This is a genomic window from Prevotella multiformis DSM 16608, from assembly GCF_000191065.1.
Lineage (GTDB): Bacteria > Bacteroidota > Bacteroidia > Bacteroidales > Bacteroidaceae > Prevotella > Prevotella multiformis.
In genome coordinates this window covers 790,763-805,032 of record NZ_GL872283.1, presented here as the reverse complement: position 1 = coordinate 805,032, position 14,270 = coordinate 790,763, and the positions used below count along the sequence as shown (strand labels likewise).

The window sequence follows — 14,270 nt, the reverse complement described above, 5'->3', positions numbered from 1 at the left end:
TTACTACTCCTATTCTCTTTGTCTGGAACCATTTCTGTTGTACCTTTGCCTGCGAAAGACCATGCAGTAGCTACCAGCTGTCAGACTAACAATAGCGGGAAAAAATACGGTCCGAGGGCTACTTCTTCGGAACAAAACTCTCCCATGTCCGATTAGCTCGGGATATTGAAAACGGCAACATGTCCGAGGACTACTTCTTCGGAACAAAACTCTCCCATGTCTGGTCATCAAAAAAGATGCGGATCTCCGTGATCCGACGCTGTGGTTTGTCAATATATTTCACTTCCGTTCGTGTCGGATTTTTGAACATAGGATCAGCAGAGGTTGCCGCGGCCGTTCCGCCTTCTTGATGTGAGTGGGAAGTAGGGGACGTGAAATGAAGTGAACCTTCAGAACTGTCCGGACGCTCTTTCTTCACGCCGCCAGCCGGAGCGTCCGGCTCAGCGACCTGATCCTTAAACATGGGACCTTGCCCATAAACAAGCCAGTCGAGATTGATCCTGGTAAACTTGCTCCTGATGGCTTCCACCGTATTCAGGGTAGGCTTGGTCCTTCCCGTGAAGATGCTACTGAGAGAGGCCGACGAGATGCCGATGAAATCTGCGAAGGTCTGCTGGGTCATGTGCTGACTTTCCATGAGCTGTCTGATTCTATCTTTCATAACCGAATTCTATTGTCCATAACCAAATAGTGACGTTTGAAAGCTTTCCTGACGCTTTTCTAACGACTTTACAAAGATAAATATAATAATTCAAGTATCAAAATAATGCGGGAGGAAATCTATTTTTCTATATTAAGATTTTGATATTCACATTTCAACATCTATGGATAGAGAACATTGTGCATTCGCATACACATTTACAAATCACAATTCACACCAATGAAAACGATAAAATATAAAAATGAGCAAAAAACACTAATCTACTGGGTTTTAGAAAATTTATGGATGATATGTGAATGTAAATTCTCGAATATGCAGTTAAGGGAGTATATATCATCCATAAACCAACTTTTTTTTATAGAAAATGTCATTATAAAACTGATTTACAGAAGTATAGATAGGAAATAAGTAGGATGGATACTTATTCGTTTAGATCTTCAAATCCAAATATATTCTTTTAGAAAGGCAAACGTTAGCAAGAATGCGCATGTTTTCGCTTTTTATATCTTAAATTACAAATTCACATTCATAAATAGCCGCGTGTTGTCTACAAATAAGAATCCGACATTTTAAAATCATAAAATTTGTGAACGGTAAATCTTGTTTTATGACATAATCCCATTTTCTGCATGTTTAGCGTATTTACAGACAGGTGCGTAGATTCCCGGAAATATGCGAAATATGAGGGGGAGAAAACAAGCTAACTGCCCTATCAGTCAGCATAAAACACAAGAAAAGCACCCCTTTTTGGATGCTCATTCTAACTCAAAAAACACATGATTTTAAATAAAAAAGGGAATTTTGAGCCACCAAAAAGCTTCAAAATTCCCTCTCTTTCCTAATGAAGAATAAAGAAAATAAGTTCTTTCATCAAATCTCCTGCACCTGTATTGGGATTATCCAGCCCTTTGCTCTTGCCGTCAATCTCCCGAAGTTTGGAAATTATGCTCATCGTTTTACGTGCGGAATAGTTTTTCAAGCCTGCGATATAGTCTCTCGCCCCCCAAGAATTACGTAAATCCAATGCACTTGCAATGTCCTGATCTGTGTTCCGGCGAGGAGCATAGTGTACAATCATCAGGTTCTGGAAATAGGAAAAGAGCAAAGGGAGGAATGAATAAAGAGAACCAGCCTTAGGATTGCTGTCAAAATATTTCACAATCTGATTGGCCTTGAAACAGTCCTTCTGGACAATGGCATTTCTGAGCTCAAAGGCATTGAAATCTTTACTTACCCCGACTTCCCTCTCCACCACCTCCGGTGTCACACGGAGACGGTCTGCCGGAAGTGAAATGAGCACCTTGTCGAGTTCGGAGGTGAGACGGCCGAGATCGGATCCGATATGGTCGGCTATCATCTGACACGCCTTGGGGTCAATGCTGACGTTCTTCTGCTTCAGATAAGTCTGGATAAAATCCGGCAGTTGATAGTCCCGCAGTTTCTTGCTCTCGAAAACGACTCCCACAACCTGAGCCAGCCCTACTGCTTTCTTGCGGGCATCAATTTTCCCGTTTTTATGACACCACACCAGGATGGTTGATTTTACAGGATTTTTGAGATACTTCTCCAGAGATTCCAAAGAACGGATATTCTGTGCTTCCTTGACAATGATCACCTGGTACTCGGCCATCATAGGATAGCGCCGTGCCATATCAGCTATCTGCACGGCTGTACTGTCCGACCCGAAACAAATGGTCTGATTGAAGTCACGTTCTTCTGGGCGAAGCGCATGCTCTGCAATATAATCGGAAATCTGATCGATGTAATAGGATTCGTCTCCCATCAACATATAGACGGGAGCAAACTTCCTGCTTTTCAGATCTCGCATGATGTGCTGAAATGTGGTTCCTTGCTTTGCTGGCATTTACTTTTTTATTAACTTTGCATAGAAGGCAGACTGTTACCCTCAAAAGGCTTCCCTGCCGTGAACGGAGAGAAACTCATTCCTCAAAGGGCTTTCCTGCCGTGAACGGAGAGAAGTCCATCAGGGGAGAATGTCCTGCGGGCGTGTCGGCACAGCCTCCTTGTGCAAAGTTAATAGAAAAGAAATAGAATACAAAATTTTCGTTTGACTTTCGCCCGGACGCTTTACACCTTATTATATATAAACAGAAAGAACCGCTTTGGAAATGATGCGACTTAACCTACCTCCTTACCCTGCCAGGGTGAAAGAGGCTGACGGACGGAGACAGATCTTCGACATACTGCGCAGAAAATACGTGGCACTCACTCCAGAAGAATGGGTACGCCAGCATTTCATTCATTATCTGATCGGCTATAAAGGCTATCCCGCAGCCCTGCTTGCCAACGAAGTCCCGCTGCAAGTCGGAGAAAAGAGAGTACGTGCAGACAGCGTACTGTACGACAGACAGCTTCAGCCGAGACTTATCATCGAGTACAAGGCACCTACCATACCTCTGACCCAAAAGGTCTTTGACCAAATAACGGTGTATAACCTCCTGCTCCATGTAGATTATCTCATCGTTTCGAACGGATTGGAAACCTATATCTGCAAGATGGACTATACAAACCATACGTATCGATTTTTGGAGACGATACCAGACTATAAAAATATCAACAATTTATAGACAAAAGATCTTGCATATATTGGTAATTTTATTTACAATATAATCCCTTTATCTTTTGGCATCATCTTTGCGCATTACAAGGAATATGGCATCAGACTGTGCTGAACGATAATTAAAAAGAGAAAATATGGCAATTGGAAAATGGATTGGCAGCGCCCTGGGCTGGATTCTTGGTGGAGGAGTCCTGGGAGCTGTAGCGGGCTTCTGCATAGGAACAATGCTTGACGAAGCCATCGAAGACAAGAAACACAAAGGACCGGATGATGATGCCGGAAACGGAGGACAAAGCTATTATGAACAAAGTACATTTGGAGGCAGACGGCCTTTCGAGGAAGACCGGAACTCCTTTTTGTTCTCCATGCTCGTCCTCTCCTCCTACATCATAAAAGCGGACGGTCGGATCATGCACTCTGAAATGGAGTTCGTACGGCAGTTTCTCCGTCACAACTTCGGACCGCAGGCGGTAAGCCAGGGAGAGGACATCCTGCTGAAGCTGTTCGAACTGCAAAAGCAGCAAGGCCCTTATCAGTTCAAAGAAACCATCCGTAAAAGCTGCATCGAAATCAGTTTCCACATGAACATCAGTCAGCGGCTGCAGCTGCTCAACTACCTTGTCATCATCGCCAAAGTAGACGGCATTGTCAGTCCGGAAGAAGTGACGGCACTGAAGGAAGTCGCCCACTATCTCGGTCTTTCCGCACAGGACGTAGAGTCCATGCTCAATCTGGAGAATGGCGCAAAAGACAGCAGCAACATCGAGGAAGCCTACAAGGTGCTGGGAATATCTCCGTCGGCCACGGATGAGGAGGTGAAGGCTGCCTACCGCAAGATGGCACTGAAGCATCATCCCGACCGTGTGTCTGCTCTTGGTGAGGATGTGCGCAAGGCCGCAGAAAAGAAGTTCCAGGAAATCAATGATGCCAAAGAGAGAATCTTCAAGGCAAGAGGACTGTAAAGGGGGACGAAGTCTGTACGGACAAGGAAGAAACCGATTGACGGACTAAAGGCAGACTGACCATCAGGCGAACCGGCTGATAGGTGAAGCGGCAAGTTGACAAGTAGACAAGCAGACAAGTCGATGGCTGGCAACCGTCCGGATAACAAAAGACCGGTTAACAGACATCTTACCCATAAACACCAGCTAATCAATCCGGCAATATACAGAAGCCGTGAATTGGCAAGTCAATGGTAGATCCCGGATGAATTTAGGACCAATAAGTCTGGCCGCTGACGACGAAAAAACATCGGGACTCCGGACTTTAAGCAGTAGTAAACTTTGAGACATATAATCTTGAAAAATAAATTATGACAACAAGACTAAGTATAAAGACCACCGAGGGGGATATCATCATCCGCCTCTATGATGAGACACCCGGACATCGTGACAACTTCTTGAGATTGGCGAAAGAAGGCTACTTCAACGGCACCCTTTTCCACCGGGTCATAGAGGACTTCATGATACAAGGCGGCGACCCGGACAGCAAGAATGCGCCGAAGGGGAAGATGCTGGGCACGGGCGGACCGGACTATACCCTTCCGGCAGAGTTCGTCTACCCTCGTTATTTCCACAAACGAGGCGCATTGAGTGCAGCCCGGACAGGCGACGACGTGAACCCAGACCGTGAAAGCAGTGGCAGCCAGTTCTATATTGTATGGGGCAAGACCTATAAACCTGCCGAACTGAAGCAGATGGAACGACAGATGGAACTGCAACAAGAGCAGGAGATCTTCAATCAGCTGGCTAAACAACATCATGAGCAGATCATGGATCTGAGACGCAATCGCAACCGTGCAGGTCTGCAGGAATTACAGGACAACCTGATTGAAGAGACCAAGAAATTATGCAGACAAAACGGGAAGCCCGCCTTCACTTCCGAGCAGACCGAGGCCTACACAACCCTTGGCGGAACGCCCTTCCTTGACAACCAGTACACGGTCTTCGGCGAGGTTGAGGAAGGTCTCGATGTCGTGGAACGTATACAGCATTGCCCGACCGATCGCAACGACCGCCCGATAGAAGACATAAAAATCGAAAACATCACCCTGCTGTGAGACACAAACGGGCAGCAGGACAACCGTTAAAAGAGGGTGTGTCAAAATGCAAATACCATTTTGATCATCTTACAGTTTGAAACAATTCATTAAAAATGACCATTTCTGCACTCGATTTTGAGTAAAGAAATGGTTTTTTCTTTGCTTTTAGGAAAGACCTGCTTATAGTTTGAAAGTTGTCAAGTCATTAATTTGCATTTTGACACACCCTCTTTTTCGGTTCTTCCGGAATTTGGAGTGATAAAGTAAACTTACTACATAATAGGCACACAGAGAAGCGGAGAAAGCAGAGGAAAACTATCACGGAGTTGCCGATGGCATAGAAGAGCGACAGAGAGATGCGTTTTTGGGGGATAAACGCTATTCACAAATTTCAAAAAAAGCTCTGATAAAGCCCTCAGATAACCCTCTACGCGCCGACGCCGCCCCCGCTATAGGGTTACCTCCATCCACTCCCTGCCTCTGTGTGATATTTCATCCAAATTATAAACGCACGAGACAAACCCCATCACTCCAAATTCATGAATATCCTCTTTTTCATTTCATCCAATGCGCAAGACAGACAATAGGACCATCTTGTGCTGCGACCGCTGTACAGCCTGCTTTGCTCCCGACCTTCCAAACAGCCCATGCCCCCCACTTAGGACTCACCTTACCTGAAATTCCACAATGCGATGTTAACAGTACCTGCCTGTCATTAATTCCTTTCGGTGAAGTGCCACAATAGTTCCCAGCCTTTTCTCGCACATATTCTGCCGACTCTTGCAAAGGGCTTCCGTCTATAATCTCCTCTGACATAACAGATCCCGCCAATGGAGAACAGGATGAAAGAACAGGGCGGCTTCCCATTGGAGGCTGTACAAGAGGGGACTGGGCTAATCCGTATTGAGGAATATACAAGAAAAGATAAAGGTGACAGGGCCGACACCTCCATGGAAGTCTGTACAAGGAAGGACCGGACTAAATCTTATTGAGAGATGTACAAGAAAAGAACAGGGCTAACAAACTCCACAGGAAGCCCTGCAAAAAAGAGACGATCCTCTGGACACCTGGTGTAAAGATACCTGCACCTGGTGTCCAGAGGATTGTCTCTTTTCATTTTACAAGGCCGGGAGGTGTGGTCGCTCCGTAGAGAAACGGCGGTTTCTTTTCTCCTGTCACCCGTTTCATCTATTCTGTCGGAGTCTCCCCCTTCCATCAGACCGTATGATGGAGAAGAGGTTTACTCTCCTTCTTCTTCCTTCTTCTTGCGTGCCGTCCTGCGCTTCTTCGGTTTCTCTTCTGCAGGCTTGTCCACCTTCACACCCGCCAGTTCCGGATCGATAAGGATACGGCCGCAGTACTCGCAGACGATAATCTTCTTGTGCATCCTCACGTCCAACTGCCTCTGGGGCGGAATCTTGTTGAAGCAGCCGCCACAGGCATCCCGCTGCACATAGACGATTCCCAGTCCGTTGCGTGCTCCGCGACGGATACGTTTGAAACTGCGAAGCAATCCCGGTTCGATCCTCGTCTCCAGTTCTGCCGCCTTTTCTTTCAGCATCCCTTCCTCCTCACGGGTCTCCTGCATGATTTCATCCAGCTCGTTCCGTTTCTCTTCCAAAGCATGCTGGCGGTCTTCGAGCAGTGCACGGTTGGCATCCAGGTCCCTCTGCTTCTCTTCGACTTTCAACTGGGCTTCCTTGATTTTCTTGTTGCAAAGCTCTATCTCCAGAGTCTGGAACTCGATTTCCTTGGTCAGCGTGTCATACTCGCGGTTGTTCGCCACCGTATCCAGCTGTTTATTGTAGCGTTCCAGACTTGCCTGCGCCTCCAGAATGTCACTTTTCTTCTGGGTAATCGCAGTCTGATACTCTTTGATATCCTGGTCTATTTTCTCGATACGTGTGTGCAGCCCTTCCAGCTCATCCTCCAGGTCGCGCACCTCGAGCGGCAACTCACCCCGCAGCGCACGCTTCTCGTCGATTCCCGACAATGTTGTCTGCAACTGGAAAAGATTCTTCAGCTTCTCTTCTACTGGTAACTCTTTTGGATCTTTCTTTGCCATAGTTCCTTGTATTAATTCAAAATTCAATGTTCATAAAATGCGATTCGCCATCTGACGTCTAGAGCCCGGGCTCCTGGTCACCATGTCGCTTGGACTGCGCCCTCTTCACCGGACGCTGTCGCACCCAAAGTCTCCTGCGTGTAAAGACCCGTCTCCGACAGCCTCTCCGAAACGCTCCAGAAAAAGTCGGCATCACGGTCTGAGACATAGCCCCCGAATACGACGACAGACAGCCGGAACACCCCTCTGTCCACTAAAAGTAAACGATCGGATTCGTATTTATCTCAGACAGGCGGCATTCCACACCCGGACAGTCCCGGCGGATGACATCACGCAGCACCTCAGCCGTGTACTGCTCGCTCTGATAGTGCCCGATGGCACAAAGCTGGATCTCCTGCTCATGTCCGAAGAACTCATGATAGCTCATTTCCCCCGTAACGAAAGCATCGGCACCGGCGGCCACGGCATCGTGCAGGAGGAATGAACCTGACCCTCCGCAAAGGGCAACCGACCGTATCTCACGCCGGAGCAGTTCGTTTGCCTGGACGCACTCCACGTCAAACCGATCCTTCAGCAGCAGAATCAGGTCATCGGCAGCCAGCGGTGTCTCGAACTCGCCGATGACACCGTCTCCACCGGTCACCAGCTCTCCGGTCTGCGGATCCGCCGCCTGCCTGGCACGTCCCAGAAGACGGATGTTCCCAAGCCCTAACTTCTCTGCGATCTTGTAGTTCACGCCTCCCACGGCCGAATCCAGGTTCGTGTGCATGGCAACGATGACGACATCGTTCTTGACAGCCTTGAATACCGTACGCTGCACATAGTCCGCATCCGTAATCTGTGCCAGCTTGTGAAAGATGAGCGGATGATGCGCCACAATCAGGTTGCACCCTCGTCCGATGGCTTCGTCCACGACCTTTTCCGTCACGTCAAGACACAATAAAGCCCCTGATACTTCCGCCTCCGTCAATCCGACCTGCAGGCCGGCATTGTCATAGCTCTCCTGCAAGGGCAAAGGCGCGAATCGTTCAAGGGCATCAATCACTTCCTTTATTTTCACGCTACGCATAAGTTTCAGGCTGCAAAGATAAGAAAAATATCCGGTTCCGCAAATCTTTGCAGGCGGTTTTTCTTCCGCCTCCCATCAAGGCAAGGAAAGCAAGAAGCCCCGAGGGAATCCGTCACTCCTGGATAATCAGGTAGCGTGACACGTTCCAGAACCTATCCGCATCGGTAATCGTCAGTGTCGTTGTCCCATCCTCGTTCTCCGTAAGTGTATAGCTTGTCTCCGGGTTCGCCGACAGCACCTTCGGGGTACGCGAGTTGATTGTCAGCGTCTTCAGCTCCTTACGGTCAGCTTTCGTGAAATTCTCTTTGACGATATGATTGCCGTCGATCTTCTTCGAGAACAGACTGGTCTTCAACAGGCCTTTCTCCTTCAACGTCTGTTTCCGGGCAATGATATAATATACCTCCGGCGAAGCCTCTTCCTGCCTCTCCAGAATCCGTCTTGCCTTGAGCCTGATGTTCTCCCGTTCCAGCTCCGAAAGCCTCAGCCTGTCATACAGCACATCCATATTGATTTCCCGGTTCATGACAGCATATCTTAGCTGCTCTACGCTTATGTCTTTCCGCTTCGCCATCACCTGGAGAGAGGCCACGCGCTCGCCTTTTTCCTGCAGCTGCGCCGAAAGGAAGTCCAGCACCTTGTACAGTTTCTCCATTGCAGCACGTTCTCCGGCCGTACCCTCCGGCTTCCTTGCCCTCTCTTTCTGTATCCGGGCGATCTGCCGCTGTTTCTCGCCCAGCAATGCGCCAAGGGTATTGATCTGCTGGATTATCTTCGTACGTTTATTCGTGTGCTCGACGGTCTTGCAGAGCAATGCTTCCTGCGAATAGATAAGGTCAAGATTGGCAGATATGTCGTCGATGGATGCCGTAAGCTGGCTTATCGCCTCCGACTCTCTCGATGGAGGGGTGACATTGATGCGCTGCCGGACGGGAGTAGGACGCTTCTCCTCCACACAAGACGTGACCGTGACAATACCTGCAAGTAAAATTAGAGATGTGAAATTATTGCGGTTCATCTTTAACAAATATCGAATATTCCTGCAAAGATACGTCATTTATCCGAAGATTCCGACTGATACGTCTTAAAAATCCTAATAAAAGGACAAATACACGTCACCCGGCCGCAAAATAGCGGAATCACCACCCGTACACTGGATGTTCAAACTATTTGCACAAAAGGGAAACAGACTGCAAATGGGATAAATCCGAAAATCAGACAGACAGAAAAAAACACGATGAATAGACAAACAGCACGCTTTTCTACCGGAAACGGATTCCGTCAGATCTTCAAAAACATTTTTGAGAGATTTTCCCGCTTAGACGAGAAGATTCCGTTTCTTCTTGTTGAGAGAACAAGGAGACGGTACGGCTGAAAGAAAAAAGTGAATATACAATAAAAATTCTCATCGTAGGGACTACACCTTTTGTTCCAAAGTTTATGGTTCTTCCGTTAAATGCGTGGATGCTTCTCGCATAGCTTTGACGGAAGAACCGAAGTGCTTCATTCAGCAAAAACATAGCCAGGACTGGCAGCAGTCTATCCTCTTGTCCTCCTCCGACACAAAGACCTTTTCATTTTAATACGTTGAAAACACAGACAAGATTTTGAAAAGTCATTACATAATTTCTAATAAATCATCTGCAAATATAAAAAACACATACAAAAATCGAGCTCGTAACCGGCAGTCAATCAGTTGGTTGTCAAATCGTTCGCAAAAGGTGCCTGATTGGACTTCAAAAGGGCGTTGGTAACACGCTAAGAGAGCACCTGTTGCAGGTCTATCAGGCTTCTTTTAGAAGCCAGAAGGGCATGTGTCGGTTTTGGCTGCATGAAAACTGTTTACAAACACCGATGATATGGGAATAAGTTGTCCGTAGAAGACGGAAAGACATGCTGATAGGTAGACATCGCACTTATTTGCCTTTTCTGCATTTTATCGGTTCTTCCGAAATATAGAGTGATAAAGTACAATAGTCCGTTAAATTTTCGCGGTTTGCGAAGCTTTCGCCCCTAAGGCAACAGAAATTGTGGCAGAAAGAAAACATGATAAGTCTCTGAAAAAGAGTAGATCAAATAACAAAATATAACATAATAAAATCGGCTATCTCATTGATTTTCAGTAATTTTATGGGTTGAAAAAGAAACATAAAGTTTATGCTGATAACCAACTTGATTAGCCGATATATGAAGCTCTGCAAAGCAGCATTTAGTGCTGAAGATGGGGCAAAGTTAAACAAAAAAATATTCAGACAAACGTCATGGAAATGCTTTTTCTTTTGATGGTCATCCCAAGGAGATGCAATTTCACGCAGATGGGACGCTATGGCAATCGTGGCGAGCAGTGCTGTCGGCAGACGGCAGAGCGCAGCGTGGACTGGCTTGAGATGAACATGTGGCTGAGTGCTTTCGCCTTCAAAGAGGGCAAGGGTCGCAATGCCATCGTCATAGGCCCGAGCTTCATCAAGAAGGCTGGGAAGCATACCCCATACGTGGGTACGTTTTGGTCGGGCTGTGCAGGTGCGGTAAAGCACGGTCTTGAGATCCTCGGCATCGGGGTGATAGACGTGGACCTGCATGAGTGCATGATGCTGAAAAGGCGGTGCAGACCACATTGGAAAAAGGCGAGGAGAAAAAAGAGATGAGCCTGTACGACTGGTATGCCAAAGTATTGGAGGACGACAAGGTAAGGCTGCAGCGTATCTGCAAGGTGCTTGTCGCTGACTCAGCCTTCTCCAAAAGGCCTTTCATCGACAAGGTAATGAAGATGGGATTCCATGTTGTGAGCCGCCTGCGTCATGACGCAGCCTTGTTCTACACATGGGACGGGGAACCCACGGGAAGGCCCGGTCGTCCCCGTGTCAAAGGTGACAAGATCGACGTGAGGGACATCGATATGTCCAAAGCCGAAATGCTTGAGCTGGAGGAGACCTCCGGCAAGGCCTATGCGCTCAAGGCATGGTGCAAGTCCTTGCACAGGGTCGTTTCGCTTGTCATCCACGAGTTGCCCAACGGTGTCCGCCGTCTGCACTTCTCTACGGATGAGAACATGAGTGGACGCGATGTGGTGGAATATTACACCACACGTTTCCAAGAGGAGTTTTGCTTTCGCGACGCAAAGCAGTTCCTCGGCCTTACAGATTGTCAGGCACGCGACAAGAGAAAACTTTACTTTGCCTTCAGCTCTTCATTCACGGCACTCAATGTGGCCAAGATCATGTGCAGGGAACTTGGCACGTCCATCGGTCGACTTAAAGCGCAGATGGTCAATGCCTACTATGCGCAACGAATTATTGACGTGTTCGAGAAGAACCCGAACACGCCTTTTAATAAAGAAAGTATTAATGATACATTTAGTTTCGAGGATGACGCAGCATAACATTTAACGGACTATTGTTCTGTACAGGCTGCTTGATATATATATGTACTATCTCGTGCTGTCTTTATGTAGACGACCTTTGCACAGTGTCTATCCGCACCTTCCAACGGTCTGTAATCCTTCACGAATTACAAATACTGTATCAGTACCATTTGACCGTGTCATGCTTCGCCTGTATAGTCGTTTTCTCTCGTTCTGAGACGCTATCCTTTCCTAGCCTAACGGACTATACTGTATCGCATCTGAAAAAGCTGTCATGTACGATTTGTGTCTATGCAAGTTTCGTTGTCCAACAGTCAGCCAACAGACAAACATCCAGCATTGCCGGGGATACTCCTAATAGCTTTCTCATCAGAAACGTACCTCCTTTCCATTGTTGTAAACAAGTGAACCATACTTTATGCCATCCAACCGCCGGAGCCATCCCTTTAGGAATTTCTTTTGTGCTGGTTGGTTTTGCACAAATCTCAGTATATAGAGCTTTCTCCTCTCTTTCAGCCACGTAAAGAACTCTTTTGGGTCTTGCTTGTTCAAGGCTGCGATAGTCTTCGGGCCTACCACACCATCAGCAAGTACACCCAGCTTTACTTGTGGTATCCTAATTCCATACGCACCCGAAGCCCATACCCAGTCGACCAAGCAATTAGCGATAGACTGATCTTTAATAGCATCTGCCTGCCACTTGTTCCAGAAGTTTTTGCGCATAATCATCTTGGCATCATCAAGGGTTATGAGTTTCAAGTCCTCGACATCTATATCTCCGTCTCGGTCTTTATCATAGCCCAGCCTCTTCCAAGTGGCTATCGTTACACCATACTTCGTTGCCCCTCCTCGGTCTATGGGGTCATTACCGTAAACACCTTCAAAGCTAAATATGAAAGGTGCTAAAACATCTAAATTTGCCATACTCTATTATTTTTGTTCATTATCTTCCATAGTCAGTTTCGCCACCGCAGCCATAACTGCTGAAACTCCAATTAAATATGGGTATATATCCTGCCAACAGTGGGATCCGACAGCACCACCAGCAACCAGAGTCACATGTATAGCAAGGGCGACGCCACTAACTATGGAACCTATATAAATTATTCGCTTAAAGAAGTGGGGAGTTGTAGCCCTCCACCCCCTGAAACAGTCTTAAAACATTTCAAAAAACACCTCCTTTCTGTATATCCGGACGGCCCATTTTGACATCGTTAAGGTGCATAACCTTAACGTTTATCTCATCGAGCTTATCCTTAATCTCTTCCATACCTTCTTGTGCTTTTCTGTTGTTCTCATTATGGAGCAGGTGGTAGTTATCCACTTGCACCTCCAGAATGGAAAGACGAGAGTTTAACTGTACCCACGTTCCAACGAAAGCAATTATAACCGTGCCCCAAACACCTAAAAGCTTGTTTCGTATTCCTTTATCCATTTGTCATTTTTTATTTTATAGTTAACCCTTAATTCCGCGACTAAATACATAATTTGGTATTAATATTTTTTATAAGTCTCTGAGGAACAATCGTTTCTCAGAGTTTTGCTATTTGTAGGATTTTCACTAACTTTATGGTGTTAAAAGATCAAAGTACAATCCTACTTAGCATGGCAAAGATAGCAATAAAAAACGAGAACATAACCCCTTATGGCGGTATTTTTTATGTAATGCCTTAAATCCGTAGCATAAAATCTTGCAAGTAATCCAAGTGCCTGATAAACAAAGTTCTCAAAACACTTGGATATGTCAGAAATTTCACCTATCTTAGTGCTATCAAAATAATAAACAAGCAAAACATCTGACATGGCAAAGGTAGCAATTAAAAACGGGAATATCACTTCTTTCGGAGGAATTTATCACATCATGGACGTTTTTTCAAAGCTGGGCTTTGAAAAACTTACCGAATCCGTGTTGGGCAGACGCGGATGCAGCGGCAAGGCATTCAGCCATGGAAGCATCCTGGGCTCTCTCTTCTTCAGCTACCTTTGCGGCGGGGATTGTCTTGAGGACATCAATGCGCTTACAGGGCTGTTCAGGCAGAAACCAGGTGCGCTGTTACCCGGTGCCGACACCGTGGGGCGCGGACTGAAGGAGCTTGCCGAAGAGAATATTGTCTATAAGAGCGAAACCTCCGGAAAGTCCTACAGTTTCAACACTGCAGAGAAGCTGAACACCTTACTTTTACGGATGATACGGAGAATGGGGCTTATAAAGGCGGGAAGCCATGTTGACCTGGACTTTGACCACCAGTTTGTTCCTGCCCGCAAGTTCGATGCAAAGTATTCCTACAGGCAGGACCATGGCTATTTCCCGGGCTGGGCTTCCATCGGGGGAATCATAGTCGGAGGTGAGAACCGTGACGGAAACACCAATGTGAGATTCCATCAGGAGGACACGCTCCGTCGCATTATGGACCGTGTGACCTCCGAGCTTGGTGTTGTGACAGAGCGTTTCCGTGCCGACTGCGGGTCGTTCTCGAAGGAAATCATCCAGA

General features: G+C 46.8%; 13 protein-coding genes. 6 read left to right on the top strand and 7 right to left on the bottom strand.

Annotated features, from left to right (window positions below; translation table 11 throughout):
• Positions 1-190: 190 nt before the first annotated feature.
• Together HMPREF9141_RS08550 and holA are read right to left on the bottom strand one after the other, a co-directional pair.
• The gene (locus tag HMPREF9141_RS08550; RefSeq protein WP_007368290.1) at positions 191-661 is read right to left on the bottom strand and encodes a helix-turn-helix domain-containing protein; all 471 of its coding nucleotides are present in this window, start codon (positions 659-661) and stop codon (positions 191-193) included.
• Between the two features lie 838 nt (positions 662-1,499).
• Entirely contained in the window at positions 1,500-2,525 is a 1,026-nt protein-coding gene (holA, locus tag HMPREF9141_RS08540) for a DNA polymerase III subunit delta (protein ID WP_007368288.1), read from the bottom strand.
• A 265-nt stretch (positions 2,526-2,790) separates the two neighbouring features.
• Between holA and HMPREF9141_RS08535 the strand changes: the two genes are divergently transcribed.
• The 3 genes from HMPREF9141_RS08535 to HMPREF9141_RS08525 all read left to right on the top strand — a co-directional run bounded on the left by HMPREF9141_RS08535 (position 2,791) and on the right by HMPREF9141_RS08525 (position 5,301).
• Positions 2,791-3,249 carry a type I restriction enzyme HsdR N-terminal domain-containing protein gene (locus tag HMPREF9141_RS08535; RefSeq protein WP_040554733.1) on the top strand — a complete coding sequence of 153 codons (459 nt, stop codon included), beginning with the start codon at positions 2,791-2,793 and terminating at the stop codon, positions 3,247-3,249.
• Between the two features lie 127 nt (positions 3,250-3,376).
• On the top strand, positions 3,377-4,204 hold the full coding sequence (locus HMPREF9141_RS08530; protein ID WP_007368285.1) for a DnaJ domain-containing protein: 828 nt from the start codon (positions 3,377-3,379) through the stop codon (positions 4,202-4,204).
• Positions 4,205-4,554: 350 nt separating this feature from the next.
• Complete coding sequence (locus HMPREF9141_RS08525) at positions 4,555-5,301, top strand: peptidylprolyl isomerase (RefSeq protein ID WP_007368284.1); 747 nt, start codon at positions 4,555-4,557, stop codon at positions 5,299-5,301.
• A gap of 1,222 nt (positions 5,302-6,523) precedes the next feature.
• Here HMPREF9141_RS08525 and HMPREF9141_RS08515 read toward each other — a convergent pair.
• The 3 genes from HMPREF9141_RS08515 to HMPREF9141_RS08505 all read right to left on the bottom strand — a co-directional run bounded on the left by HMPREF9141_RS08515 (position 6,524) and on the right by HMPREF9141_RS08505 (position 9,435).
• Positions 6,524-7,348: a zinc ribbon domain-containing protein gene (locus HMPREF9141_RS08515; protein WP_007368282.1), complete on the bottom strand. Its 825-nt coding sequence runs from the start codon at positions 7,346-7,348 to the stop codon at positions 6,524-6,526.
• 253 nt (positions 7,349-7,601) lie between these two features.
• Positions 7,602-8,417: a Nif3-like dinuclear metal center hexameric protein gene (locus HMPREF9141_RS08510; protein ID WP_007368280.1), complete on the bottom strand. Its 816-nt coding sequence runs from the start codon at positions 8,415-8,417 to the stop codon at positions 7,602-7,604.
• Positions 8,418-8,529: 112 nt separating this feature from the next.
• On the bottom strand, positions 8,530-9,435 hold the full coding sequence (locus HMPREF9141_RS08505) for a Cbp1 family collagen-binding glycoprotein adhesin (protein WP_007368279.1): 906 nt from the start codon (positions 9,433-9,435) through the stop codon (positions 8,530-8,532).
• A 1,243-nt stretch (positions 9,436-10,678) separates the two neighbouring features.
• On the opposite strand from HMPREF9141_RS08505, the gene HMPREF9141_RS13900 reads away from it, so the two are divergent.
• Positions 10,679-11,062 (top strand): hypothetical protein, encoded by a 384-nt coding sequence (locus HMPREF9141_RS13900; RefSeq protein WP_007368276.1) that lies wholly within the window; start codon positions 10,679-10,681, stop codon positions 11,060-11,062.
• Positions 11,020-11,796 (top strand): transposase, encoded by a 777-nt coding sequence (locus tag HMPREF9141_RS13055; protein WP_257009592.1) that lies wholly within the window; start codon positions 11,020-11,022, stop codon positions 11,794-11,796. The genes HMPREF9141_RS13900 and HMPREF9141_RS13055 overlap by 43 nt, the downstream gene beginning before the upstream one ends.
• A gap of 351 nt (positions 11,797-12,147) precedes the next feature.
• On the opposite strand, the gene HMPREF9141_RS08490 is transcribed toward HMPREF9141_RS13055, so the two are convergent.
• Both HMPREF9141_RS08490 and HMPREF9141_RS08485 read right to left on the bottom strand, forming a co-directional pair.
• The gene (locus tag HMPREF9141_RS08490; protein WP_007368274.1) at positions 12,148-12,702 is read right to left on the bottom strand and encodes a glycoside hydrolase family 108 protein; all 555 of its coding nucleotides are present in this window, start codon (positions 12,700-12,702) and stop codon (positions 12,148-12,150) included.
• Between the two features lie 241 nt (positions 12,703-12,943).
• Entirely contained in the window at positions 12,944-13,213 is a 270-nt protein-coding gene (locus HMPREF9141_RS08485; RefSeq protein WP_007368273.1) for a hypothetical protein, read from the bottom strand.
• Positions 13,214-13,579: 366 nt separating this feature from the next.
• On the opposite strand from HMPREF9141_RS08485, the gene HMPREF9141_RS08475 reads away from it, so the two are divergent.
• The coding region (locus tag HMPREF9141_RS08475; RefSeq protein WP_007368271.1) for a transposase at positions 13,580-14,270 on the top strand (691 nt) is incomplete at its 3' end.

Bases quoted from the DNA above. Each gene is read 5' to 3' on its own strand.
- HMPREF9141_RS08505 (WP_007368279.1), bottom strand. From the start codon at position 9,435: ATGAACCGCAATAATTTCACATCTCTAATTTTACTTGCAGGTATTGTC.
- HMPREF9141_RS08535 (WP_040554733.1), top strand. From the start codon at position 2,791: ATGATGCGACTTAACCTACCTCCTTACCCTGCCAGGGTGAAAGAGGCT.
- HMPREF9141_RS08490 (WP_007368274.1), bottom strand. From the start codon at position 12,702: ATGGCAAATTTAGATGTTTTAGCACCTTTCATATTTAGCTTTGAAGGT.
- HMPREF9141_RS08485 (WP_007368273.1), bottom strand. From the start codon at position 13,213: ATGGATAAAGGAATACGAAACAAGCTTTTAGGTGTTTGGGGCACGGTT.
- HMPREF9141_RS08510 (WP_007368280.1), bottom strand. From the start codon at position 8,417: ATGCGTAGCGTGAAAATAAAGGAAGTGATTGATGCCCTTGAACGATTC.
- holA (WP_007368288.1), bottom strand. From the start codon at position 2,525: ATGCCAGCAAAGCAAGGAACCACATTTCAGCACATCATGCGAGATCTG.
- HMPREF9141_RS08525 (WP_007368284.1), top strand. From the start codon at position 4,555: ATGACAACAAGACTAAGTATAAAGACCACCGAGGGGGATATCATCATC.
- HMPREF9141_RS08515 (WP_007368282.1), bottom strand. From the start codon at position 7,348: ATGGCAAAGAAAGATCCAAAAGAGTTACCAGTAGAAGAGAAGCTGAAG.
- HMPREF9141_RS13900 (WP_007368276.1), top strand. From the start codon at position 10,679: ATGGAAATGCTTTTTCTTTTGATGGTCATCCCAAGGAGATGCAATTTC.
- HMPREF9141_RS08550 (WP_007368290.1), bottom strand. From the start codon at position 661: ATGAAAGATAGAATCAGACAGCTCATGGAAAGTCAGCACATGACCCAG.
- HMPREF9141_RS08530 (WP_007368285.1), top strand. From the start codon at position 3,377: ATGGCAATTGGAAAATGGATTGGCAGCGCCCTGGGCTGGATTCTTGGT.